Below are 21,170 nucleotides of genomic sequence, written 5' to 3'. Positions count from 1 at the left end.
TCTCGGCCGACGAGGCCAGGCGTGGGTGCTGCAGCGCCTTTGCGGGGATTCCGTTCGTAGCGGTGGCTGCGTCGGCGGTAGTCGGTGAGCCAGGAGATGGAGCGTTCGATGACCCAGCGACGGCGGCCCAATGGTCCGCTGGACTCGATGCCTTCGCGGGCAATGCGTAGACGGCCCCGGACGCCGGCTCTCCCCGCCCCAAGACCGGCACAACGAGCCACCGCCACGTCGGGAGTTTCGTGGTCATTCCCGAGACGCTGGACCATCGAGCGCAGGATTGACTGACCTTCGCACCACCGGGACCCGCCCAACCCGCACCGCTCCGATAGCATGATCGAACTCACGACGAGTGCCCTGATCGCCATCCTCACCGGAAAACCATGCTATCCGGTACGAAGAGTTACCCATTTACTAACATCTAACAAATCGGCCAAACAATTGATACCTAGAGCATCGCGTGCGTTTCCGCAAAAAAACTGCATAATTAAGTCCGCCGCGTGGCGCCAACCGCAGACGATGCTGTGGGCCGCGGCGGGTGCGGCGGCCCTCGGATTCCTCATCACGCTGGAGATCGCAGCGCGGCGCTACGGCCTGCCAGGGCCGATCACCAACCAGGCGCGAGAGGTTGTGTTCCCTCCAAAATCGGGTTTCCTGCTGTACGCCAGTATGGCGTTGATGATGGTGGTTCTCACCTGGCGCCAACGGTTCATCGCGGCTGGTGCCGCGATCGGCATCGACGTCGCCTTCTTGCTGGTGCGGTGGGCGGTCGACGCCGAGATCACCGAAGGCCACCCCTTCGGCAACGGCGCGTTGTGGGTGATTTTGGGCTTTGCGGTCATCGCTGTCACGCGCCGCACAGGTGCGGAACGCGTCCTGCTACTGAAAGGCGTCGGGCTGGGCCTGCTGCTGGTGGCCGGCCGCAAGGCCGGCGATACCTGGCTACTCATCACATCGAGAACCCGCCCCGCGGTGCTGGACCAGTACGTGGCAACCGCCGATCATGCGCTGGGCAACCCGTCATGGCTGGTAGGCCGGTTTGTCACGGCCACCGGCCCGATCGGCGCCCATGTTCTCGACTACGTCTACATTCAGCTTGCGGTGGCCGCGGTCGTCGTCGCGCTGTACCAGCTGCGTAACGTGGCCGTCGAGCGCCGCTTCCCAGGCCATCATCTGGTGCGCACCTTTCTCGTCATCGGCCTCCTCGGGCCGGGCATCTACATGATCTTCCCGGTGGTCGGACCGATCTTCGCCTACGGCGCCGACGGCGGGCACTGGGCCGTGGCCAACATGTGGCCGGACTCGCCGCCGCCGATCAATACCCCGCACCCGATGGCATTCGACGAGATCACCCCACGCAACTGCATGCCCAGCCTGCACACAGCGTGGGCCACCGCGATTTTCATTCACTCCCGCAGAGGGCCGCGGCTTCTGCGATTCGCAGGCGCGTTCTGGCTGGTTGCTACGCTCGGCGCAACACTGGGATTCGGCTACCACTACGGCGTGGATCTGGTTGCCGGCGTGATCTTCGCGCTCACCGTCGAGGCAGCGCTGCGCTCGCTCCAACGTGGCTGGGACCGGTCAGGATTCCAGCTGGTCACCTACGGGACAGCGGTCTTCGCCGCGCTCCTGGTGTCATATCGCTATCTGCCGATGGAGATGGCCACGCATCCGTGGGTGTTTGGACCACTTCTCATTCTGGCGCCGGCCTCAGTGGTCCACTACTACGTGCGGACCACCAAGCTGTGGGATCCGAAGGCCGCGCCAGCGCAGCAGCCCGGACCACAACCCGCACTCATCTGAGTCAAGTCCGCAGCCTCTGCCCGCGCCTGCGCTCGGAGTGCCGCCCGTGTCGCAGACCTCCACACTGAGGGCTGCCTCTTCGTAGGCGGCGGTCACGGTCGCTCGGGCACCCGCTGCGTCCGTCATCGTGCTGGTGAGCTCTTCCTGCACCCACCCGGTATGTTTTCGCAGTTCAGCTGACGTGAGGGCGGCGGCCTTCGTCTGGTCCTGTGCTCCGCCACAGAGACATGGGAACAGCGCGAAGGTCGTAGTCGTGGGTGTGGTGCGTCAAGGTTCCCAGGGGGATGCGTTCGCGGAAGTACCACGCTCGCGAACGGAGCTGTACGGGTGCCTGGCTGTGCGGGGCGACGCGCTGCTGGAGTTGTGCGACGCGCTGCTGTGCCCGGAAGGACCGGTGCGGACGCTGGTCGACCTCGCGCTCGCGCCCGGACACCGCCGCGCTCACGGAGCCCTCCGCCTCCTGACGAACCATCCGCCCGCCGCGGCCAAAAGGGCCAACGCCCCCGCCGCCAGCGCCCAATGGTGCCAGTGCCAGAGCTGCCACCGCCAGAGCGGCGCGGGTGCGGCCTCGACAGGGATCGCGTCACGGTCGTTGCCGGGCACAGGGTCGTTCGGACTGTACACGGTGATGGAGCCCTTGGCGCCGGGGATCCGCTTGTCGATGCGGACGTGGAAACCGATGGTGATCGGGGACCCGGGCCATGGAGCACCCAGCTCCGAAAGGTCGCACAGGAAGAAGTAGTTGTCCTTGTCCTGCGGCGGCTGGCAGGAGTATCTCCGATCGTCGTCGTCCCCTTCCCAGGGAATGGACGTGACCGTGGTCCCGGGTGGCGGCACCACCGCGAAGGATCCGGGGGCCCCGCCGTCGGGGGAACCGGGGCCCAGGTGCGTCACACCGAGCCGGACCACGACGGTGTCCCCCACCCTGCCCTTGACCGTTTCGGTGACGGGGGCGTAGTCGGCCGACGGCGACGACTGGGACACACCGACAGGAAGTGCCGTGCCAGGGTGCGCCAGGTCGACGCCGTGGACCGCGGTGGTGGGCAACACGCGGGTGGTGGTCCCGGGCGGTCGCGACGGCCGGCTCCGGTGACCGGTGAGCAGCGGTCCGCCGGTCTCCCTCCGGGCGCTGCCCTTGACGGGCGCCGTGGCAACCTCGGCACGGATGACGGTCCGATCCTCCGACGCCGCCCGGGGCTGTGCCCACACCGGCCCCGCCGCCGTTCCGAGCGCGGCCAGGGACATGACGGCAGCGCCGATCCGGCGCGCGACAGCACGCTCAGCCATGGGGCCAGAACCTTTCTGGTCGCAACCCTGTCTCACATCCCTATGCGGTCGGTGCGTCCTGCTGCGACAGCGCGCCGCATGCGAGAGGGTATCGTGCCCTGAAAGCCGCTCAACGTGACCGGCCGGCTGGGATGCGCACCGCACCACACGCTTCGTCCCCAGTTGGAGGGTTCGCGTTCTTGGTCCGGCGGGGTCGAGATCACGAGATCGTCTCTGCTGTAGGCGGCCTGCCGGGCCAGGTCGCCGTCGAGGTCTCCGAGCGTGACGTGGGCCCCTGGGGGACGTACGCCTTCGCGGTGGCGCGAGTCCGAGCCGCGTGCGGCGCCGGTGACGGCGATGTCGGCGCCCCGCATGTCGATGGCGGGGAATCTCATGGGATGAGCTCCTGCCGGTCGGTGGGGTGGACGACGGTGAAGTCGCGGGCGTCGAAGCGTGCCACCTGTGTGCGGAGCCGACTGGTGGACCAGGGCCAGCTGAAGCTGTTGCGGCCATTGGCGTCGAGGTAGTAGCTCCGGCATCCGCCGGTGTTGTAGACGGTGCCCGCGAGGGCGGCCTGCAGTTCGGTGTTGTAGGCGGTCTGCACGTCTCGGCGTACCTCGACCGACGCCCACCCCTCGGCGCGTGCTGAGCGGATCGCGCCGAAGGCGAGATCGAGCTGGGCTTCGAGGATGGTGAACGCGGAGCTGTGTCCGGTGCCCAGCCCGGGACCGAGAAGCAGAAACGCGTTGGGGAACCGGGCGGTGACGGTGCCGAGGTACGCCTCGGGGGAGCCCTGCCAGTGGTCGGCGAGGGAACGTCCGGCGCCGTCGTGGATGAGGTTCGACAGGGGCATGTCGAGGATGTGAAAGCCCGTGCCCAGGATGATCGCGTCCACTTCGGCGCTGCTGCCGTCGGCGCCGAGCACGGTGGTGCCGTCGACCGTGCGGACGGCGCAGGCGTGCACGTCCACATTCGGGCGGGTCAGGGCCGGGTAGTAGTGGTTGGAGAACAGGATGCGCTTGCAGCCGATGGTGTAGTCGGGGGTCAGCTTGCGGCGCAGTTCACGGTTCCGGACGGTGGCGCGCAGGTGTGCGCATGCCACGGCCTGTACGCCGCGCAGCAGTTGGGGCCGGCGGAATCCGCGGCCCAGCATCTCCATGGCCCGGTACTCCACCGCGGCCACCGCGGCCCGGGCGCCGGGCACGTGCCGCATCACCCACCGCTCGGCCTTCGGTATGCGATGGTCCGGCTTGGGCAGCACCCACTGGGCAGTGCGCTGGAACACGTGGAGACGGTCGACCTGCGGGGCGATGGCCGGGACGAACTGCACGGCCGATGCCCCGGTGCCGAGTACCGCGACCCGCTTGCCGCGCAGGTCGTAGTCGTGGTCCCAGCGCGCGGAGTGGAACACCTCGCCGGGAAACTCCGCAAGGCCCGGGATATCGGGGATGAGAGGCTCGTTCCACGGCCCGGCACCGGCGATCAGGAACCGGGCGGTGAACTCGCCGGCATTGGTGCTGATCCGCCACCGTGCCGCGTCGGGCTGCCAGCGCGCCTCGGTCATGCGCACGCCGAACCGGGTGTGCTCGCGCAGCCGGTGCCGGTCGGCGACCCCTTTCACGTAGGCGAGGATCTCCGGCTGATGCGCGTACACCCTCGTCCAGTCCGGGTTCGGCGCGAACGAATAGCTGTAGAGCCGGGACGGCACATCGCACTGGCAGCCCGGATAGGTGTTGGCCCGCCACGTGCCGCCGAAGTCGTCGGCGGCCTCGATGATCAGGAAGTCCCGGATCCCGGCTTCGCGCAACCGGACCCCCGCGCCGACCCCGGAGATGCCCGCACCGATGACGACGACCTCGAAATGGGCGCTCATGCCGTGGTGCTCCTGTCGATGGCTCGCTTGACACGGTCGGGCGCGGTACGCAGGGAGACGTCGAGGGTGGCCGGGCGGCGGGCGACGTCCATGAAGTTGAAGCCCATGACGGCCAGTTCCTCGGCGCCGGGCTCGATCCGGACGACGCGGGTCCCCGCTGCCCGAAGCAGGTGTTCCTCCGCGTCGAGGGTCCGGGTCATCCAGCGCCTGGCGACGCGTTCGAGGCGGCTCAGCCCGGTGGCGGGCACGCCCCCGGACGTCGCCATCGGGGCGACGATCACCACCTCGTCCAGGCCGAGCGGGGCAACGAGGTCGGCCGACGTCGGCGACAGCACCCCGCCGTCGAGGTAGGCGCGCCCGTCGATCCGTACGGGAGGGAACCAGCCCGGGATCGCCCACGACGCGGCTATCGCGCTGCCGATGTCGGCGACCGGGGCGTCGGGCGAACCGAACGCGACCCGTCTGCCGGAGCGCGTCTCGGTCGCCGCCAACCACGTACGTGACGAGGCGAGCCACGTGTGGCCGTCCGCCAGTGCGGTGCCGAAGGCCCGCAGCCACCCCGCATCCCCACGGCCGCGCGGCAGGAGGCCGAGCAGCCCCGACCCGAGCGGGACACGGCCCCGGGCTGCCGCCGCCGTCAGCCCGGCGCCCGGCAGTCCTGGCCACGGGACCGGTGGCAGGGCGCCCGGGTGCGCTCCGACGTGCCGCAGAAGCAGCGGGTCCGCGTCGGACCGGCCCTGCAGTGCCGCGAGCAGGTCGGAGACCGACCGGCCGGACCCGAGCGCGGACACGACCTCCGCCCCGGCCGACGTCCCCACCAGCACCTCTGCCGTGCGGGCATCCCATTCGAGCTGCTCCTCGACCGCGGCCAGCGCCGCAACCGCCCATGCGAAGCCGAGGGTGCCGCCGCACCCGACGACCAGCCCACGTCGTTGACACCCGGCCATGGATTCTCCCAGTATTTGAATTCCAAGGGAATCCGAAAGCTAGCGGTATCCTCGCGGGGTGGCAAGACTGACCCGGGCCGAGAGCCAGGCCCGCACCCGCGAACACGTCCTCGACACCGCGTACGCGCTCTTCCTGGGCGACGGCTTCACGGCGACGTCAATGGAGCGTGTCGCCGAGGCGGCGGGCTACTCGAAGGGGGCGGTGTACTCCAACTTCGCCACCAAGAACGAGCTGTGCCTGGCCGTGCTCGACCGCATCACCGCGGAACAGGTGACACAGCTGGCCGCCGCGATGGGCGGAGCCCCCCGCTTCGAGGACCGGATCGCGGGATTCGCCCGCTGGGCCGACGAGACCATCGGCGACAGCTCGTGGACCTCGCTGGAAGTCGAGTTCGCCACCGCCAACCGCCGCGACAAGCAGGTGTGCGAGCTGCTCGCCCAGCGTCGGCGCACCGTCACCGACACGCTCGCGGACCTGATCCGGGCACAGGCGGACGAACTCGGCATCACCCTTACCCTGCCCGCCGACACCGCCGCCCTGACCCTGCTCAGCCTCGGCATCGGGCTCGGCGTCCAGCGCGCCTTCGACCCGACCGTCCCGGTGCAGCCCATCGTCGACCTGCTGCGCAGCGTCATAAGCGGGCGCCCCTGAGGGTGCCCATGCTTGCGCTGACGGTGCGGGCACCCGGCTGCAAGGGTCGGCTCGTAGGCGAGCGGGGCGATCGGCGCGAAAGCCGTGTTGCCGAGGGAGCGCTGGGGCGTTGCACCGCTCACGGAGCCGTCGCCGACCCGGACCCCCTGCGGACGGCCTTTGGCGCGCCGCACAGTGGGGCTCGCTGTACAGCCAGTGGGCCGGGGTGGAGCGCGTCTTGACGAAGTAGGACTGGTCGTCGATGCCCGTCGCCGACTGATTGCTCGTGACGGTCACTCAACCGCCCTCCGGCCACCGCGACGGCGCCTCCGCTCAGGGGGTGCTGGGGCCGCCGGCGCACAGTGCGTGGTCGATCAGGGCGCTGGCCGCGTTCTCCTGGTCCAGTATGTGCTCCGGGGTGTCGCCGCGTGCCTCGGACATGGAGACCACGGCACTTCGCCTGCCGTCGTCGGTGACGCCGTTGAGGGTGATGTAGCCGCCGTCCCCGCCCTCGTGGCTCCAGTAGGTTCCTCCGCAGGTCAGGGGGCGTTCGACCAGGCCGAGCCCGTATCGGCCGCCGGGCCACAGCTGTTGGACCTCCGCGCTCACGGGGACGGTCTGCTTCATCTCGGCCAGCCGCCGCTTCGGTAGCAGGCGGCCCGCGAGCAGCGCGCGGAGGAAGCCGTTCTCGTCCCGCGTGGTCGTGACGAACGAAAGGTTCTCGTAGTCCACCGGTATCTGGTCGGTGACGTCCACCACGGAACCCGGGCCGAAGAGCTGGTAGGCCTCGGCGTGCGGCCGGGGCAGGGTGGGCGAGGTGCCGGCCCACCGGGTGTGGTCGAGGCCGAGCGGGCGCAGGATACGGTCTTCGATCTCCTGGTGGGCGGGGTGACCGGTGGCCGTCTGGATGATCATGCCGAGCAGGACGTAGCCGGTGTTGGAGTACTCCCAGCCCTCGCCTGGCGGGAAGTCCGGCGCGTGGACCATGGCGCGGGCAACGAGCTGCTCGGGGCCGTAGACGTCGTGGCGCTGCTGGTAGTACTCCTCCGGCGTGGTGTATCCGGGCAGGTCGTCGTGGATACCACTGGTGTGTTCGAGCAGTTGGCGGACGGTGATCCGGCTGCCGTCGTTGCCTTTGCCCTGCACCGCTCCTGGCAGCCAGTGGTCGACCGTGTCGTCCAGGGACAGCCTGCCCTCGGCCTCCAGTTGGAGGACCACGGTGGCGACCAGCGTCTTGGACGTGCTGGCCATGCGGAAGTAGCCGTCGGGAGGGACCGGGCGGCCGGTGTTCAGGTCTGCGGTGCCGCTGGTGGCGACCGACTGCCGACCGTCAGGCGCGATCACGCGGGCCTGCACACCGCTGATACCGAGGGCGTGGATCGCCTCGGTGTCCTGGCGCAACTGCTCCACAGGGGAGGGACCGGCGGGCTGGGCGACGGCGGTGGCCACCTCGGCGGCGAGCAGCGTAGCGGCACCGAGTGCCATGGCGAGGTGCTTTCGCAGGGTCGAAGTCATGGCTGAACGCTAGTTTCGCCCCCAACGGGGCGCGATCCGGCGTACCCCAGGATCGGAATGGGGATATCCCCCAGCGCGGGCGGTCACCCGTCTGGCGTCGACCTGCCGGGCGCGGTGTGACGGTTCTCGGCCCAGCCGGCACCGCCGGGGCGAGCTGGACGGCACTGTCGCCGAGCCCGACTGCCTGGGTGACGTCCGGGCCGACTACTCCGCCGAGCTCCGGCTTTGGTCGAGGGGCCCGCCGGCCATAGAGGCCGCTGCCCAGGAACGGAAGGGCTCCAGCCGGACGAAGCCCCTTCTGCCGGCCTGTCCAGCGCCCGGCTGGCCTCGTGGACGAGCTGCCATCCTGAACTGCACGAGCGTTTCGCGGCCGGCTTCGACCCCGCGCGGAGCCTGCTGCCCGACGCCGGCGAACTCCGGCCGCCGCATGGCCTGTTCATGGTCGCGCGGCTGCAGGGCGAGCCCGTCGGCTGCGCCGGTCTGAAGCTGCCGCCCGGCGCCCCGGCGGAGATCAAACGCATGTGGGTCGCGCCACACGCTCGCAGGCTCGGCCTCGGCCGCCGTTTCCTGGCGGAGTTGGAGACGCGGGCCGCCCAGCATGGCCGCGATGTACTGCGCCTGGACACCAATAAGGTGCTCACCCCCGCGATCGGCCTGTACCACTCCTCTGGCTTCCAGGAGATCCCCGCCTTCAACGACGAGCCGTACGCCCACCACTGGTTCGAGAAGCGGATCACCACACCGCCGCCGGAATGAGGGCCCGGCGGGCTACGCATGGGAGCCAAGGTTCGACGCGAACCGGTCAGGCGGCCGGACCCGATGGGTGCGCGTCCACAGCCAGGCCGGCGCCCCGCTCGTGCTGCAGCACGGCATCGACGGCGCCATCGACGTACGGGACGAGCGTGGACGGCGGCTGCGATACCGGGAATCAGCGCGCGGTCGTCTTCGGATCCCGCTCGGCCGGGTGGAATCGGCCGTCGTTCTCCCGCGCGGCACCGGCCCGGACCGGGATCCGCGTGACGTGCCGGCCGTCGGCGATGCGAAGCCGTGGGGACTGCCGGACTGAGCCGACGGCTCCATCGGGCTCTGAGCCGACCGGACCCCAACTCGGTGGCGATCGGTCCGGGTCAGGCTGACCACTGACCGCGTGGCCGTGTTCGCATACCTCAGCGACAGCCAGGGGACCGGCTGTGACGGTCGGGGTCAGCCGGTCGGCCACTGGTGAGCGGTGATGCCGGTGAGGATGAGGTCGATGCCGGCGAGGAACTCTGCTCGGTCGTCGTGGTCGCGTAGTTGGTCTGCGACGTTTCGGGTGAACGCGTACTCGTCCGGATCGAGGTTTGCCCATGCGGCGGAAACGGTGTTGAGGAACTCGGTCCGGCTTGTCGCCGGCTGGTGTCCGCGGGCGTTGGCTGCGTTCTGTCCGCCCACTCCGAGGATGTAGTTCAGCAGCGCGGATGCGGCGGTGAACTGGGCGGTGTGGGGTACTCCGAGCGCTTGGACCTGGCGTCCGATGTGTTCGAAGACCCGCAGCAGCGGTTTCTGCGCCGGGGCGCGGGCGAGTTGCGCGCCGATCCACGGGTGGGCGTCGATCGCGTCGAACACGCCGAGCGCGAGGGCACGGATCGCCTCCTGCGGCGTTGTACCGGCGGTGTCGGCGGTCATGGTGCCGGCGACGACGGCGTCGGTGGCGGCATTGAGGAGTTCGTCCTTGCCCGTGACATGCCAGTAGATCGCACCGGGCCCGGTGGCGAGGCGCTCGGCCAGTGCGCGGAATGTGAGTCCGCCTTCGCCCGCCGTGTCGAGAAGGTCGATCGCGGCCTCGACGATGCGCTCCCGGGAGAGCGGTTCCCCTCGTCTCTCTGGACGACGCGTCCTGGTGGCCATGCGTACATCCTGGCACACGCCTGGAACCCCGTTCCGGCTTGACATCTCTGGAACGCCGTTCCAGGCTGTCGTTGGAACAACGTTCCAGAGGGACCTGCCGGGTGTCCATCCGGTGGGCGGGCGACACGCAAGGAATCACCATGACCACTGACGTCACGATCATCGGCGCCGGCCTCGGCGGACTCACACTGGCCCGGGTCCTGCACGTCCACGGCATCCCGGCGACCATCTACGAGGCGGAGCCCTCACCGACGGCGCGCACGCAGGGCGGGATGCTCGACATCCACGACCACAACGGCCAACCGGCTCTCCAGGCGGCAGGCCTGATCGACGAGTTCCGCGGCCTCATCCTGGAGGGCCGCGAGGCGACGCGGGTCCTCGACCGGGACGGGACCGTCCTGCTTGACGAACCCGACGACGGCACGGGTGGACGCCCAGAGGTGCAGCGCGGTGAGTTGCGACAGATCCTGCTCGACTCACTACCCGTCGGCACCGTCCGGTGGGGCCACAAGGTCAGCCGTGTCCGCGCCCTCGGTGACAGCCGCCACGAGGTGACCTTCGCCGACGGCACCACCGTCGTCACGAGCCTGCTGATCGGCGCGGACGGCGCGTGGTCACGGGTCCGGCCGCTGCTTTCCGACGCCATACCCGAGTACGTCGGCACATCGTTGATCGAGACCTATCTCTTCGACAGCGACACCCGGCACCCGGCCAGCGCGAAAGCGGTCGGCGGCGGGGCGCTGTTCGCGCTCGCGCCGGGGAAGGGGATCCAGGCTCACCGGGAGAGCGGCGGCACCCTCCACACCTACGTGACGCTCTCCAAGCCGCAGGACTGGTTCGCCGGTATCGATTTCACCGATGCAGCCGCGGCCACCGCGCGGATCGTGCAGGAGTTCGACGGCTGGGCACCGGAGCTCACCGCGCTGATCACCGACGGTGAGACCGCACCGGTCCTGCGCACCCTCAACGCGCTGCCGATCGGGCACCGGTGGGATCGGGTGCCGGGAGTGACCCTGCTCGGCGACGCCGCCCACCTCATGATCCCGTCCGGCGAAGGCGCCAACCTGGCCATGTACGACGGCGCCGAACTCGGCAAGGCCATCGCCGCGCACCCCGATGACGTCGAGGCCGCGCTCACCGAATACGAGCAGGCGCTGTTCCCCCGCAGCGCCGCGGCCGCCACCGAAGCCGTCCGCGTCCACGAGCTCTGCCTCGGCGACAACGCACCGCACAGCCTCGTGGACTTCTTCACCGACCACGAGCAGGCCGGGTGAACCACAGCCGCTCGGGCACCGGCCCGTCAACCGGAAGCCGCCGGCGTCCCTGCCCTTGCCCCTGCCACTCGGACCGGTTCGACCGGGCCGGTTCGACCGGGCCGGACACCCGCACGCCGACGCCATCACCGCCGTCCCGCGTGCCTGCGAGAGCGGGTGACTCGACACCGTCCCGGGGCCCGACGCCAGGATGACGGTCGCTGCCCAGGAAAACCCACCCTGGCAGCGGCCACACCCGGCTCCCGACGTCGCACTGTCCACCGAGGACCTCGCCGCCATTGAGGACGCCGCCCCGCGCGAGCCGGTCGCCGGCGATGAACTCCGTGCCGCTGAGCGTCAGTTGTGGAACTCCTTCTCGCGGGGGCACTGCCGTCGATGTCCGCGACGGCACGTCATCGGCTGGATACGCGGTACGGGCGGACGTCATCGAGGCGCTGTTGCCGGGCGCCGGCGCCCAGCCCGCCCAGGGTGACCGCCCGGCACTCCGCCTCACCGGTGCCCGCATCACAGGCAGCCTGGATCTGCGATAAGCCGAGAGTGCCATAAAGCGGGAAAGGCACCGCCGTTCAACGCCGTCTTCTACACGCTCGACCCGCTGGTCCCAGCATCACCTTCGGGCAGAGCCATTTTCAGGAATCGCCATCAGTGCTGCACGTATATCGCGTTGTCGGTTCAGGGACGCCGCCATAAGGTCACCGGCATGTCTTTACGTCTTCGTATGCGTCAAGCACTGCGGGAAGCGATGCGCGCCCGTGACAGGGCCGCGGTGAGCGCCCTGCGCGCAACACTTGCTGCGCTGGACAACGCCGAGGCGGTGCCCGTGGACGAAGCTGAGCTCCGCGGCTTGGCCCTTGAGCAGTCGCCCGTTGGTGTCGGCGCCACCGAAGCAGCGCGGCGTGAGCTGAGCGAGCGCAGTGTGGTGGATGTCGTGCGCGCCGAGGCCGCCGAGCGACTGGAGGTTGCAGCGCAGTTGACCGCGCCCGCGCACGCTGACCGGGCCGCGCAGCTCCGCGCGGAGGCCGCCGTGCTGCTTCGCTTCCTCGACGGTCCCGGCACCGCATAGGGAACAGCGTCGCGTCGCACCCGAAGCGACGCGGGAGCAGGGCTGGCATGGGTACGGCCATCGCGTGATCACCGGGTGGTGTGGACTCCTGAAGATCGTGCGGTGGCCGCGGGCCACAGCGTGGGCCGTGTCCGTTGACGAGCAATGTTCGACCAGGTCGAGCACGCGCTGCTCGAGGAGCTACTCATCGACCCGGCTGCGGACGTGACGTGGTTCCGCGCCAACTTCGAACGGCTGCTGGCCATCAACGACCAGCGCACCCGGCTGCCGGAGTCGCTGCTGACCCTGGCCGGCCGCGCCCACGTACGCGACCGCGGCGAGCCGTTCGACTGGCGTCGGTGTGGCGCGAACGCTGGAGGTTCGCGGCCGTGAGGATGTGGAAATCGACCCGGCGTCGGTCGACCGGCTGGTGGCCAACCTGTGCGACAACGCCTTGCACTACAACGTGCCCCGGGGCAACGTGGAGATCAGCACCGGGCGCAGCCACGGCACGGTCCTGCCGCGCATCGCCAACACGGGCCCGGTCGTCCCGCCGGAAAAGGTCGACGAACTCTTCGAACCTTTCCAGCACCTGCACCGCACGGCCGACGACGGTCACCAGGTACTGGGTCTTTCCATCATGCGAGGCCGCCACCGCCCACGGCACCAGGCTCACCGCGCACGCCCGGGTGCGCGGCGGCCGCACCGTGCAGGCCAGCTTCGAGGCGGCACAGGGCATGTAGACCAGCGCGTCGCCGACGAGTCCGTCCGCAGCCACGCGTCAACCACCTGCGCGAACGCGTCGGTCATCGGCCCGCGAGCCGGCTGAGTTCGCAGGGCTGCGAGCGCTCCCCAGGACGCTCTGCGTCACCCCCTTACGACTTGCGACGAGCCGGCGCATCGAACTGTGAGGACGGCACCTCGCCTCACATCTCGCGGCGCTCTCTCGTCGTACTGATCAGACCCGCACAGGAAGGAACCGATCATGTCCGTGAACGTCGCGATCATCTACTACAGCTCCACCGGGACCATACATGCCCTGGCGCAAGCCGCCGTCGAGGGAGCCGAGAAGGCCGGCGCCGACGTCCGACTGCGCAAGGTCGCCGAAACGGCCCCGCCGGAGGCGGTCAGCGCCAGGCCGGAGTGGGCCCGGCACCTGCAGGACACCGCCGGCATCGCCGAGGCCGGCCACGACGACCTGGAGTGGGCCGACGCGGTGCTCTTCGGCACCCCCACCCGTTTCGGCAACCCCGCCAGCCAGCTCAGGGCATTCATCGACACCACCGGCCCCCTGTGGTTCCAGGGCAAGCTCGCGGACAAGGTGTACTCGGCCTTCACCGCCTCCAACACCGCCCACGGCGGGCAGGAATCCACCCTGCTGGCGCTGGCGAACACGTTCTACCACTGGGGCGGCATCATCGTGCCCCCCGGCTACACCGACCCCGTCCAGTTCCAGTCGGGCAACCCCTACGGCACCTCCTACGTGGCCGCCGACGGCCCGCCCGGTGAGGTGGCCCTGCAGGCAGCCCGCTTTCAGGCCCGCCGCGTCGTCGACACCGCGGCCTTCCTCAAGGCCGGCCGCGATGCCTGACCAGCACGGACAGACTCCCCCTGGTGAGGTGCTCCAGCATGCCGATGAAGATCGACTCGGTGATCGCACGACAGCGCGTTGACGACTGGAAGCGGCCACCCTTTCTTTGAGCAGCTGACCGGCCAGTCTTTGAGCAGCTGACCGGCCAGGCGGCCGGCCGCTCCGCTTCGCCGGTGTGCATCTGGCGAGTGCCGGGCGCTTCCTTCTGTTCTGTGGTCCCTGAGCGGTCGCAGCCGGTCTCTTCCTCCAGACGCTCTTCCAGTCGGTGGTACCGGAGGCGCCGTCGCGGCCTCAAGGTGCCGGGCGGCGCCGCACGGTGACCGGGAAGTCCTGTCGGCGATCATCTTCGTGGCCACGACGGCTGCAACTGGCAGCAACTCCCCCGTCTTCGGCCGGCTCAACCGCACCGCCCGGTCCTGGACGAGCTCGGCTCGCGCGGGGAACCGGACTGGTCGCCGTGCGCGATCGACGCGGTGAACATGCGCGCCCCCAAAGGGGGAGACTGACAGGTCCGGCGTCGACGTCGCCCGCGGCGCCTCCGGCCGGTGGCGCCGTCCCGCACGCCGGCACCGCGTCCGGCCTGGCCTCTCCCCCGCCGACATTCCCCGCCTGTCGTCGCCGCGCTGACTGCGGCGTGGCGCGGCGACCCCGGGCGACGCGCAGAACGAAGCGAGCGGGCCCCGGTCCCCGGCCCCTCCGCACCGTCCATCCCGCCCGTCCCTTCGTGACCTTCACCTTCGGCTCAGTGCTCCCGGGCTTCCGTGGCGTCGCCACTCGTTACGACAGGACCGCCGCCTCGGGCTCAGGTTGGGATGAGGGAGTCGTCGTGCGGGCGGGCGCCGGGCAGTTGGTGTCGGGCGGCGATGAGGGCGGCGTCGATGTCGCGGGTGCCGGTAGCCACACACAGCGTGTATGCGATGTCGTCCATGCGCTGACGGACCTCCGGGCTGCCGTCTTCGGCGTGCAGGATGCGCAGTGCGTCGTACTGCTCAATCAGGTTCCGCAGGACGGCGGGGTGTGCCATGAGCATCTAGGTCTTCCCGCTTTCCAGTCACGGGGGTTGTACATCGGCCCCATTACCCGGCGTCCGGGCCGCCATACCTGTGCGTTCGGGCAGGCAGCCGGGGCGAAGTGTCAGCGACGGGTTCAGTCACTACGGCCGTAGCGCCCGTCACCTCCGGAGCCGGCACGCCCAGCGCGTGTCTCTTTGAGCGTGGGAGGCCATCACGTGGAAATACCCCACCTGCGCGCGCGGGACGCGATCCGCTGGTCGGCCTCGCCCTGCTGCGCGCCCGCTCCTTCGGCACCGGAAGCGCCGTCGGATCCGTGTACTTCGCCGGCTACACCGGTCCGCTGCTGGTCCTGACGCTCTGTCTGCAGCAGGGCCACGGGTTACTCGGCCCTGGAGGGCGGCGCTACCGGCCTGCCGTTCGCTCTCGGCTCCGCGCTCACCTCCACCCTGGGCGGGCGGGCCCTGCCCCGCTTCGGCCGGCCCATGGTGGTTGCCGGGATCGTCGCCGTGGCGCTCGGACTCGGGGCCGCCGCCGCCGTGGTCAGCCACCTCCCGGGCGGCGACGTCCGGCTGTACGTCCTCGGCCCCCCTCCTGCTCGCCGGCCTGGGCAGCGGCCTGGTCATCCCGACCAGACACTCGCCCTCGCCGACGTACCCCCGCCCGCAGTGCCGGCGGGCAGGGGGCGCGGGGTGGTGCGGGAGAAAACCCAGGTCGGCACATACCAACAGCCAAACGGAAGTACCGCTCTACGACGTTGATGTTCGAGGCGGGTTGCCGACACTGACGAGGCCGTCCACCAGGGCTCGGAGCCCATCCAGGTAGGTGTCCTCGGCGGTCAGCGGCGCCCAGTGGTCCGCGACCTGTGCCAAGCGGGGTAGCTCGCTCGCGTCGAGATCGGCGAAGACTCGCTCCCGGTAGGTCGCACGGTCATCGTCTGCGCGCCGCCGGGCCGCTGTCGTCCGCACCACGATCTCTCCGGCGGTGTAGTACCAGATCGCGCGGTACCCGTGTACGGCCCGCTCGGGAGGCAGGCCGCATTCCACCAGGCCATCGACGATCTGCTCGACGAACCACAGGGCTGATGCGGACATCAGGTCGTCGGCGGTCAGCACCTCCACGATCCAGGGGCAGGCGGCGAGCGCCTCGTGGATCGCGGCGGCGGCGACGACGATCCGCTCCCGAGGCTGGACGGGCAGTTCCGGTCGGTGCAGCGTCCGCGCGGCGTAGTCGTCCAGCAGCAGGACGAGCAGTTCTTCCTTGTTGCGGACGTGGTGGTAGAGCGCCATCGGCGTACTGCCGATCTCTGTGGCCAGCCTCCGCATGGTCAGCCGGTCCACGCCTTCCGCGGTCACGATCCGGCGGGCCGTCCCGATGACCTGCTCACGGGAGATACGGGGAGGTCGGCCGAGATTTTTACGCGGTGGAGACGGTTGCGGCATGCCCCCCATCATCCCCCAGGCCTCGACAACGGCGATCCTCTGCGGCTACTTTTCTTACATGTATAGAAACTTACGAAGGCGCCCCGGAGTGGTGCTGGGGGCGGTGGCCGTCGCACAGTTCGCCGTCGCCCTGGACTTGTCGGTGGTCAACGTCGCACTGCCCGCGATCCGAACCGCGCTGGGGTTCACGCCGCTCGGACTGTCGTGGGTCGTGCACGCATACGCGCTCACGCTCGGCGGATTGCTGCTGCTGGGAGGCCGCGCATGCGACCTGTACGGCCGGCGTCGGCTGTTCGTGCTGGGCCTGGCCGTATTCGGGCTGTGCTCGCTGGCGGGCGGGCTGGCCCAGGCGCCCTGGCAACTGATCGCCGCCCGCGCCGGTCAGGGCCTGGGGGCCGCCGCGGCCGCGCCGGCCGCGCTGGCGATGCTCACCACCACGTTCACCGAGGGGCCGCAGCGCGTGCGCGCGCTCGGGGTGTGGAGCGGGGTGAACGCCACGGGTGGAGCGCTGGGCGTGCTGGCGGGCGGGCTGCTGACCGAGTACGCGGGTTGGCGCTGGGTGATGCTGATCAATCTGCCCATCGTGGCGGTGGCTCTCGCGCTGGTTGTCGCAGGCGTGCCTGCCGAGGCGCACCCCGCCCGGCGCGAGAGGCTGGACGTGCTCGGTGCCGTCCTGGCGACCGGTGGAGTCGGGTTGCTGGTGCTCGGTGTCGTCCGCACCGACGCCCAAGGGTGGGGATCACCGGCCCCGTTGGCGATGCTCGTCTCCGCGGCCACACTCCTGGCCGCCTTCGTCTTCGCCGAATCCAGGGCTCCCGCACCGCTGTTGCGCCTCGGCCTGCTGCGCAGCCGCTGGGTCGCCGGCGCCAACGTGCTGGTGTTCTTTTCCACGGCCGGGCAGTTCGCGGCGTTCTACTTCGTGTCCCTGTACATGCAGCAGGTTCTGGGCATGGGGGCCGCAGCGACCGGCGCCGCGTTCCTGCCCTTCTCCGCGAGCCTGGTCGTGGGCGCCCTCGTCGCGACGCGTGTCACTGCGGCACGCACCCCCCGTGCGTCCCTCGTGCCCGGCGCCCTGCTGGCCGCCGCGGGCCTGGCCTGGTTCGCCTTCATCAGTCCCCACGGCGGCTTCCTCACCGACGTACTCGGCCCCTGCATCATCACCGGTGTCGGCGTCGGACTGGTCATAGCCCCGATCGTCGCCGCCGCGACCACCGGCGTCGCCCCCCGCGAGGCCGGCATGGCCTCCGGCCTCATGAACAGCTCCCGCCAACTCGGCGGCTGCATCGGCCTGTCCGTCCTGGCCACCATGGCCGCACACCGCACCGGCACGGCCACCGACCCCGCAGCGCTCAACGACGGCTACGCCCTGGGCCTGGCCGTCGCCGCCGCTCTCTTCGTGCTCGCGGCGGCCGTGGCGATCGGCGTGCTGCCCCGCCCACGGGCGGAAACACCTGACCCGCGACCCGCCGCCCCCGCAGAGAACCGACTGGAAGGAACGCCAACATGACGACGACCCCCATCGACCTGTTCGCCTCGGCGCTGCACATCCACCCGGACGGCGACGTCCGAGTCGCCGAACGGCGGATGACGAGCAGCGACTCCGGTGCCTGGCAGATCGCGACGTTCCACGTGGAGAACGACGCCGACGTTCACGCCGACCACTGGGAGATGCACCCGGAGGCCGAGGAGGCGGTGTGCTGTCTGACCGGCGGCGTCCGCCTCTACTTCCGTCCCACCAGGCCCGGCGGCGGAGAGGACATGGTGCGGTTGCAGGCGGGCACCGCCGTGATCGTCCCCCGCGGTCGCTGGCACCGACTGGAGCTGGACGCTCCCAGCGACCTGATGTCGATCACCTTTCGCCACGGCACCCGCCTCGAAAAGCGCACCGGCACTCGCTGACCGGAATGTGGCTCGTCGCCCCGGTCTTGTGGGCCACGAGCTTCCAGTCGCCTTCCACCAGCGTCCAGTTCACCAAGAGCTTCTCCGGCGACCGCTCCTGTCGCACACCCGCCCCTCGTCGCCTCTCAGGGCATTCACCCGGACAACCCAAAGGGCGCCTCGGCGCCGGGAAACGGCAGAGCAGCGAATCCCGGAACCTATTGACCGGTTACTTGCTCCCTGATGCCTGGTGTCCGGGCTGGGATCCGGGGCCGTACAGGCCGGGGCGCTCCTGCGGCATCACGAGTAGGAGCAGCGGTGGAAGGCGACTTCACCGGTGCGCCGGTTGCGGCGGACGAGCAGGTGGCGGTGGCCGGCTGGTCGTCGGTGATATCGGCCGGGGCCCAGTCGTAGAGGCGGTGCCCCTTGGCTCCGGCACCGGCGGAGAGCTTCTGCCAGGCCCCCGGTTCGGCACGGGGTGCGGAACCGGGGGCTCGTGGCCCCATCAGCCCCGCCACTCATGGTCGTGCCAGGGCCCGCGCTGGGACCCGAACTTGTTGCGGCCCGTGATCTCGGCGCCGATGTTGCGTGCGTGGTCCCGCGTGAAGTAGTCGTCGAGGCCCCGGCTCCCCCCGGGGTCGGTGCGCATGGGCCAGCTTGCCGTGGCACCGGCCCAGGCGAACAGCCTCTCGGGATGGGCGTGGCCGAACGGACTCTCGAGGCTTTGGTCCTCACCGGCGCCGATTCCGTCACTCGAGACGTTGAAAGTCTGGACTCTGAGGAGCTGAGCCACGGGTTCCTCCTGGGTTGTCGACAACGGTGGTGAGACTCTCCGACCCGGGAAACTCATCGCTGCGTCCGTGACCGGCCGGACCGACGTCGTGGCGGTGTTGTTGGTGATCGCCGTCCATTCCAGTTCAGGGAGCGCAGGGAGCGGTCTTCCGGGCCGGGGGCGTCGTACCGCGCGCGAGGCCTCCGGTCGCCCACCGCGCCGCACTCGAGCACCGACCACACCCTGCCGGCAATTCAGGACATATCCGCGAAAACCAACTGACGCTGCTTACGGGTCCGAGTGCCATCGGGACCCACTACCTCCAATCTTCACCTTTCCCGCACACTGCCGTCACCTTACGGCCGCTGTCTGTGTAGGCTCCAAGCGCTCTATCCGCACCACCGAGGGGGGAATTCCTCATGCGCACGCGCTCCACCCTGGCAGCCGCCGCCACCGCCGCCACCGCCGCCATAACCGCCGTGCTCGCCGCCGCGCCGGCGCACGCCACCGAGTACACCTCCGCCCTGAAGATCAAGGGCGTGCAGTACAACGCCCCTGGCACGGACTCCAACCGGTGCACGGGCGGCAACACCAAGGACGAGTACCTGACGATCAAGAACTACTCGCGCAGCACGACCGTCAACCTCAAGGGCTACGTCGTCAAGGACGCCGTCGGCAACCGCTTCACCTTCCCCGCCAACCACTACCTGCAGCCCGGGGACTACGTGAAGCTGCGCGGCGGCCGCGGCACCGACTCCGACGCCAACAACGTCGTCTACCGCCAGAACTGCAACTTCATCTGGAACAACGACAAGGACACCATCTACCTGTACAAGCCCTCCGGAGCCCACGCCGACACGCACTCCTACACCGCGTCCCACGACGACGCGGACGGCAACGGCTACATCACCTACCACGGCTGACCACCAGCCGCCGCGAGCGCCCCGGGCCACACCAATGACAGCTGCTCCCGTGCGCCTGGTGTCTGTACCCTCTCGTCCACGCCAAGCCGCCGGCGCTGCCGCTTCTTGACGGTCTGCGACTCGACGCCGCCCTCACGGTCGTGAGGGACGTCGATGGCCACCGGGCCGATCCCGGTGGCCACTGTCGGCCAGGGCCCGATCCACCAGCTGACCGGTCAACCGGGCGCCCGGGGCATCCGGCTCCAGCTCCGCGGGGTGTACTTCCTCCACCGCCTCGGCCGGGACGGTCACGTCTGTCATCAGGTGTTACTTCCCGCTCGAAGACCACCGTTGACCGTACAGACCCCAACTCCGGGCCAGAACTCCATGGGGGCGCTTACTTCGGCGCAGAGTGTGGGCCGGGGAAGCTTTCGGCTCCATGATGGAATCATGCGGGACAGTGGGAATGCGACTTCGGACGGCGACGAGGCCGGCGACCGCGTAAAACGTGAAGGCGTCACCACCATCGGGACGGATCTGCTCGACTTTCGTTCAGGTCACTTTCGCGGAGAGGTGGTGGGCAAGAAGATTGAGCACCACTATCACGCTCCGGCCGCGTCCCGCGCGTTGCAGTCCCTCCCCGCCCAGGTGCGGGGTTTCGTCGGTCGTCACGGCGAGTTACGCACCCTGCTTGACGTACTCGACCCGGCTGCCTCGTTCCAGGGCCCCGTGCTCATATCGGCCGTTGCGGGGCTCGGCGGAGTCGGGAAGACGGCTCTCGCCCTGCGAGCTGCTCACGCGGCGCGGCAGGCCGGTCTGTTTCCAGCCGGAGTGATCTTTCTCGATCTCCACGGATATGACGATGTCCCGGTCGCATCAGAACAGGCGCTGGAGCAGTTGCTCACGGCTCTGGGAGTCGCACCCGACCACGTTCCCACAAGTGCTGACGCACGGGCAGGCCTTTACCGCTCCGTACTGGCCGAACTGGGCGACGAGCAGGGAGCCTTGTTGATCGTCGCGGACAACGCCTCCCATGCCTCGCAGGTACGGCCCCTGCTGCCGGGACATCCCCTCCACCGAGTGCTGGTGACGTCCCGTGACACTCTGTCCCAACTCGGTGCCCAGTTACTGCATCTCGGCGTGCTCCCCGAAGACGTAGCGGTGGAAGTGCTTCGGACCGCACTGGCAACGGCCGACCCTTCCGACACTCGCATCGAACGGGAGCCCAAAGAGGCCCAACGGCTAAGACGTCGTTTCTGATGGTGTGATCGCTCGTTGAGCCGTGCATGACGGATCTGGTGGAGCGGTTGGTGCCGGACGAGTTGTGGACGCTGTTTCGG

At 69.7% G+C, this 21,170-nt stretch carries 20 protein-coding genes and 6 pseudogenes; 15 read left to right on the top strand and 11 right to left on the bottom strand.

Annotation, left to right across the window (positions count from 1 at the left end):
• Positions 1–50: 50 nt before the first annotated feature.
• Positions 51–167 (bottom strand): annotated as a pseudogene (locus ACIBBH_RS16765) (transposase); the annotation flags it as partial.
• Between the two features lie 349 nt (positions 168–516).
• Here ACIBBH_RS16765 and ACIBBH_RS16760 point away from each other — a divergent pair.
• Positions 517–1,800 carry a phosphatase PAP2 family protein gene (locus tag ACIBBH_RS16760; protein ID WP_399405540.1) on the top strand — a complete coding sequence of 428 codons (1,284 nt, stop codon included), beginning with the start codon at positions 517–519 and terminating at the stop codon, positions 1,798–1,800.
• Positions 1,801–2,241: 441 nt separating this feature from the next.
• Here the strand turns inward: ACIBBH_RS16760 and ACIBBH_RS16755 are convergent, their stop codons facing one another.
• The 4 genes from ACIBBH_RS16755 to ACIBBH_RS16740 are packed head-to-tail and all read right to left on the bottom strand — an operon-like array spanning position 2,242 to position 5,886.
• Positions 2,242–3,087, bottom strand: coding sequence for a hypothetical protein (locus ACIBBH_RS16755; RefSeq protein WP_399405168.1), 846 nt, complete (start codon positions 3,085–3,087; stop codon positions 2,242–2,244).
• A gap of 32 nt (positions 3,088–3,119) precedes the next feature.
• Positions 3,120–3,461 carry a hypothetical protein gene (locus ACIBBH_RS16750; RefSeq protein WP_399405167.1) on the bottom strand — a complete coding sequence of 114 codons (342 nt, stop codon included), beginning with the start codon at positions 3,459–3,461 and terminating at the stop codon, positions 3,120–3,122.
• The gene (locus ACIBBH_RS16745) at positions 3,458–4,939 is read right to left on the bottom strand and encodes a flavin-containing monooxygenase (RefSeq protein ID WP_399405165.1); all 1,482 of its coding nucleotides are present in this window, start codon (positions 4,937–4,939) and stop codon (positions 3,458–3,460) included. The genes ACIBBH_RS16750 and ACIBBH_RS16745 overlap by 4 nt, the downstream gene beginning before the upstream one ends.
• Positions 4,936–5,886, bottom strand: a complete 951-nt coding sequence (locus ACIBBH_RS16740) for a patatin-like phospholipase family protein (protein ID WP_399405163.1) — start codon at positions 5,884–5,886, stop codon at positions 4,936–4,938. Before ACIBBH_RS16740 ends, ACIBBH_RS16745 begins: the two co-directional genes overlap by 4 nt.
• A gap of 58 nt (positions 5,887–5,944) precedes the next feature.
• On the opposite strand from ACIBBH_RS16740, the gene ACIBBH_RS16735 reads away from it, so the two are divergent.
• On the top strand, positions 5,945–6,538 hold the full coding sequence (locus ACIBBH_RS16735) for a TetR/AcrR family transcriptional regulator (protein ID WP_399405162.1): 594 nt from the start codon (positions 5,945–5,947) through the stop codon (positions 6,536–6,538).
• A 312-nt stretch (positions 6,539–6,850) separates the two neighbouring features.
• On the opposite strand, the gene ACIBBH_RS16730 is transcribed toward ACIBBH_RS16735, so the two are convergent.
• A complete protein-coding gene (locus ACIBBH_RS16730; protein WP_399405160.1) occupies positions 6,851–8,032 on the bottom strand; it encodes a serine hydrolase domain-containing protein in 1,182 nt (393 codons plus the stop codon).
• A gap of 348 nt (positions 8,033–8,380) precedes the next feature.
• Between ACIBBH_RS16730 and ACIBBH_RS16725 the strand changes: the two are divergent.
• Positions 8,381–8,788 (top strand): annotated as a pseudogene (locus tag ACIBBH_RS16725) (GNAT family N-acetyltransferase); the annotation flags it as partial.
• A gap of 67 nt (positions 8,789–8,855) precedes the next feature.
• Positions 8,856–9,098 (top strand): hypothetical protein, encoded by a 243-nt coding sequence (locus ACIBBH_RS16720; protein WP_399405158.1) that lies wholly within the window; start codon positions 8,856–8,858, stop codon positions 9,096–9,098.
• Positions 9,099–9,235: 137 nt separating this feature from the next.
• On the opposite strand, the gene ACIBBH_RS16715 is transcribed toward ACIBBH_RS16720, so the two are convergent.
• The gene (locus tag ACIBBH_RS16715; RefSeq protein WP_399405156.1) at positions 9,236–9,919 is read right to left on the bottom strand and encodes a TetR/AcrR family transcriptional regulator; all 684 of its coding nucleotides are present in this window, start codon (positions 9,917–9,919) and stop codon (positions 9,236–9,238) included.
• Positions 9,920–10,059: 140 nt separating this feature from the next.
• Between ACIBBH_RS16715 and ACIBBH_RS16710 the strand changes: the two genes are divergently transcribed.
• The 7 genes and pseudogenes from ACIBBH_RS16710 to ACIBBH_RS16680 form a co-directional block, all read left to right on the top strand.
• On the top strand, positions 10,060–11,193 hold the full coding sequence (locus ACIBBH_RS16710) for an FAD-dependent oxidoreductase (RefSeq protein WP_399405154.1): 1,134 nt from the start codon (positions 10,060–10,062) through the stop codon (positions 11,191–11,193).
• Between the two features lie 742 nt (positions 11,194–11,935).
• A complete protein-coding gene (locus ACIBBH_RS16705; protein ID WP_399405538.1) occupies positions 11,936–12,256 on the top strand; it encodes a hypothetical protein in 321 nt (106 codons plus the stop codon).
• Positions 12,257–12,400: 144 nt separating this feature from the next.
• Entirely contained in the window at positions 12,401–12,628 is a 228-nt protein-coding gene (locus ACIBBH_RS16700; RefSeq protein ID WP_399405152.1) for a hypothetical protein, read from the top strand.
• Positions 12,597–13,064, top strand: coding sequence for an ATP-binding protein (locus tag ACIBBH_RS16695; RefSeq protein ID WP_399405150.1), 468 nt, complete (start codon positions 12,597–12,599; stop codon positions 13,062–13,064). The genes ACIBBH_RS16700 and ACIBBH_RS16695 overlap by 32 nt, the downstream gene beginning before the upstream one ends.
• A gap of 156 nt (positions 13,065–13,220) precedes the next feature.
• Complete coding sequence (gene wrbA / locus ACIBBH_RS16690) at positions 13,221–13,826, top strand: NAD(P)H:quinone oxidoreductase (RefSeq protein ID WP_399405148.1); 606 nt, start codon at positions 13,221–13,223, stop codon at positions 13,824–13,826.
• A gap of 265 nt (positions 13,827–14,091) precedes the next feature.
• Positions 14,092–14,209: pseudogene (locus tag ACIBBH_RS16685) on the top strand (transposase); the annotation flags it as partial.
• Positions 14,210–14,221: 12 nt separating this feature from the next.
• A pseudogene (locus ACIBBH_RS16680) lies at positions 14,222–14,349 on the top strand (IS5/IS1182 family transposase); the annotation flags it as partial.
• 279 nt (positions 14,350–14,628) lie between these two features.
• On the opposite strand, the gene ACIBBH_RS16675 reads toward ACIBBH_RS16680, so the two are convergent.
• Both ACIBBH_RS16675 and ACIBBH_RS16670 read right to left on the bottom strand, forming a co-directional pair.
• Entirely contained in the window at positions 14,629–14,856 is a 228-nt protein-coding gene (locus tag ACIBBH_RS16675) for a DUF5133 domain-containing protein (RefSeq protein WP_399405146.1), read from the bottom strand.
• Positions 14,857–15,585: 729 nt separating this feature from the next.
• Positions 15,586–16,278 carry a TetR/AcrR family transcriptional regulator gene (locus tag ACIBBH_RS16670; protein WP_399405144.1) on the bottom strand — a complete coding sequence of 231 codons (693 nt, stop codon included), beginning with the start codon at positions 16,276–16,278 and terminating at the stop codon, positions 15,586–15,588.
• Between the two features lie 58 nt (positions 16,279–16,336).
• Between ACIBBH_RS16670 and ACIBBH_RS16665 the strand changes: the two genes are divergently transcribed.
• Positions 16,337–17,785 (top strand): MFS transporter, encoded by a 1,449-nt coding sequence (locus ACIBBH_RS16665; RefSeq protein ID WP_399405142.1) that lies wholly within the window; start codon positions 16,337–16,339, stop codon positions 17,783–17,785.
• A complete protein-coding gene (locus tag ACIBBH_RS16660; RefSeq protein WP_399405140.1) occupies positions 17,782–18,177 on the top strand; it encodes a cupin domain-containing protein in 396 nt (131 codons plus the stop codon). Before ACIBBH_RS16665 ends, ACIBBH_RS16660 begins: the two co-directional genes overlap by 4 nt.
• A gap of 291 nt (positions 18,178–18,468) precedes the next feature.
• Here ACIBBH_RS16660 and ACIBBH_RS16655 read toward each other — a convergent pair.
• Together ACIBBH_RS16655 and ACIBBH_RS16650 are read right to left on the bottom strand one after the other, a co-directional pair.
• Positions 18,469–18,653, bottom strand: a pseudogene (locus ACIBBH_RS16655) (IS701 family transposase); the annotation flags it as partial.
• Positions 18,654–18,664: 11 nt separating this feature from the next.
• Positions 18,665–18,949 (bottom strand): annotated as a pseudogene (locus tag ACIBBH_RS16650) (deaminase); the annotation flags it as partial.
• A 398-nt stretch (positions 18,950–19,347) separates the two neighbouring features.
• Between ACIBBH_RS16650 and ACIBBH_RS16645 the strand changes: the two are divergent.
• Positions 19,348–19,851 (top strand): lamin tail domain-containing protein, encoded by a 504-nt coding sequence (locus tag ACIBBH_RS16645; protein ID WP_399405138.1) that lies wholly within the window; start codon positions 19,348–19,350, stop codon positions 19,849–19,851.
• A 429-nt stretch (positions 19,852–20,280) separates the two neighbouring features.
• Complete coding sequence (locus ACIBBH_RS16640; protein ID WP_399405136.1) at positions 20,281–21,090, top strand: hypothetical protein; 810 nt, start codon at positions 20,281–20,283, stop codon at positions 21,088–21,090.
• The last annotated feature ends 80 nt before the right edge of the window (positions 21,091–21,170 follow it).

Origin of the sequence: Streptomyces sp. NPDC051636 (genome assembly GCF_044453765.1) — a bacterium.
Lineage (GTDB): Bacteria > Actinomycetota > Actinomycetes > Streptomycetales > Streptomycetaceae > Streptomyces.
The sequence above is the reverse complement of the archived record's forward strand: the minus strand, read 5'-3'. Positions and strand labels throughout refer to the sequence as shown.

Coding starts and splice junctions, on each gene's coding strand:
- ACIBBH_RS16760 (WP_399405540.1), top strand. CDS start 517: ATGCTGTGGGCCGCGGCGGGTGCGGCGGCCCTCGGATTCCTCATCACG.
- ACIBBH_RS16755 (WP_399405168.1), bottom strand. CDS start 3,087: ATGGCTGAGCGTGCTGTCGCGCGCCGGATCGGCGCTGCCGTCATGTCC.
- ACIBBH_RS16750 (WP_399405167.1), bottom strand. CDS start 3,461: ATGAGATTCCCCGCCATCGACATGCGGGGCGCCGACATCGCCGTCACC.
- ACIBBH_RS16745 (WP_399405165.1), bottom strand. CDS start 4,939: ATGAGCGCCCATTTCGAGGTCGTCGTCATCGGTGCGGGCATCTCCGGG.
- ACIBBH_RS16740 (WP_399405163.1), bottom strand. CDS start 5,886: ATGGCCGGGTGTCAACGACGTGGGCTGGTCGTCGGGTGCGGCGGCACC.
- ACIBBH_RS16730 (WP_399405160.1), bottom strand. CDS start 8,032: ATGACTTCGACCCTGCGAAAGCACCTCGCCATGGCACTCGGTGCCGCT.
- ACIBBH_RS16715 (WP_399405156.1), bottom strand. CDS start 9,919: ATGGCCACCAGGACGCGTCGTCCAGAGAGACGAGGGGAACCGCTCTCC.
- ACIBBH_RS16710 (WP_399405154.1), top strand. CDS start 10,060: ATGACCACTGACGTCACGATCATCGGCGCCGGCCTCGGCGGACTCACA.
- ACIBBH_RS16705 (WP_399405538.1), top strand. CDS start 11,936: ATGCGCGCCCGTGACAGGGCCGCGGTGAGCGCCCTGCGCGCAACACTT.
- ACIBBH_RS16700 (WP_399405152.1), top strand. CDS start 12,401: ATGTTCGACCAGGTCGAGCACGCGCTGCTCGAGGAGCTACTCATCGAC.
- wrbA (WP_399405148.1), top strand. CDS start 13,221: ATGTCCGTGAACGTCGCGATCATCTACTACAGCTCCACCGGGACCATA.
- ACIBBH_RS16675 (WP_399405146.1), bottom strand. CDS start 14,856: ATGCTCATGGCACACCCCGCCGTCCTGCGGAACCTGATTGAGCAGTAC.
- ACIBBH_RS16670 (WP_399405144.1), bottom strand. CDS start 16,278: ATGCCGCAACCGTCTCCACCGCGTAAAAATCTCGGCCGACCTCCCCGT.
- ACIBBH_RS16665 (WP_399405142.1), top strand. CDS start 16,337: ATGTATAGAAACTTACGAAGGCGCCCCGGAGTGGTGCTGGGGGCGGTG.
- ACIBBH_RS16660 (WP_399405140.1), top strand. CDS start 17,782: ATGACGACGACCCCCATCGACCTGTTCGCCTCGGCGCTGCACATCCAC.
- ACIBBH_RS16645 (WP_399405138.1), top strand. CDS start 19,348: ATGCGCACGCGCTCCACCCTGGCAGCCGCCGCCACCGCCGCCACCGCC.
- ACIBBH_RS16640 (WP_399405136.1), top strand. CDS start 20,281: ATGCGGGACAGTGGGAATGCGACTTCGGACGGCGACGAGGCCGGCGAC.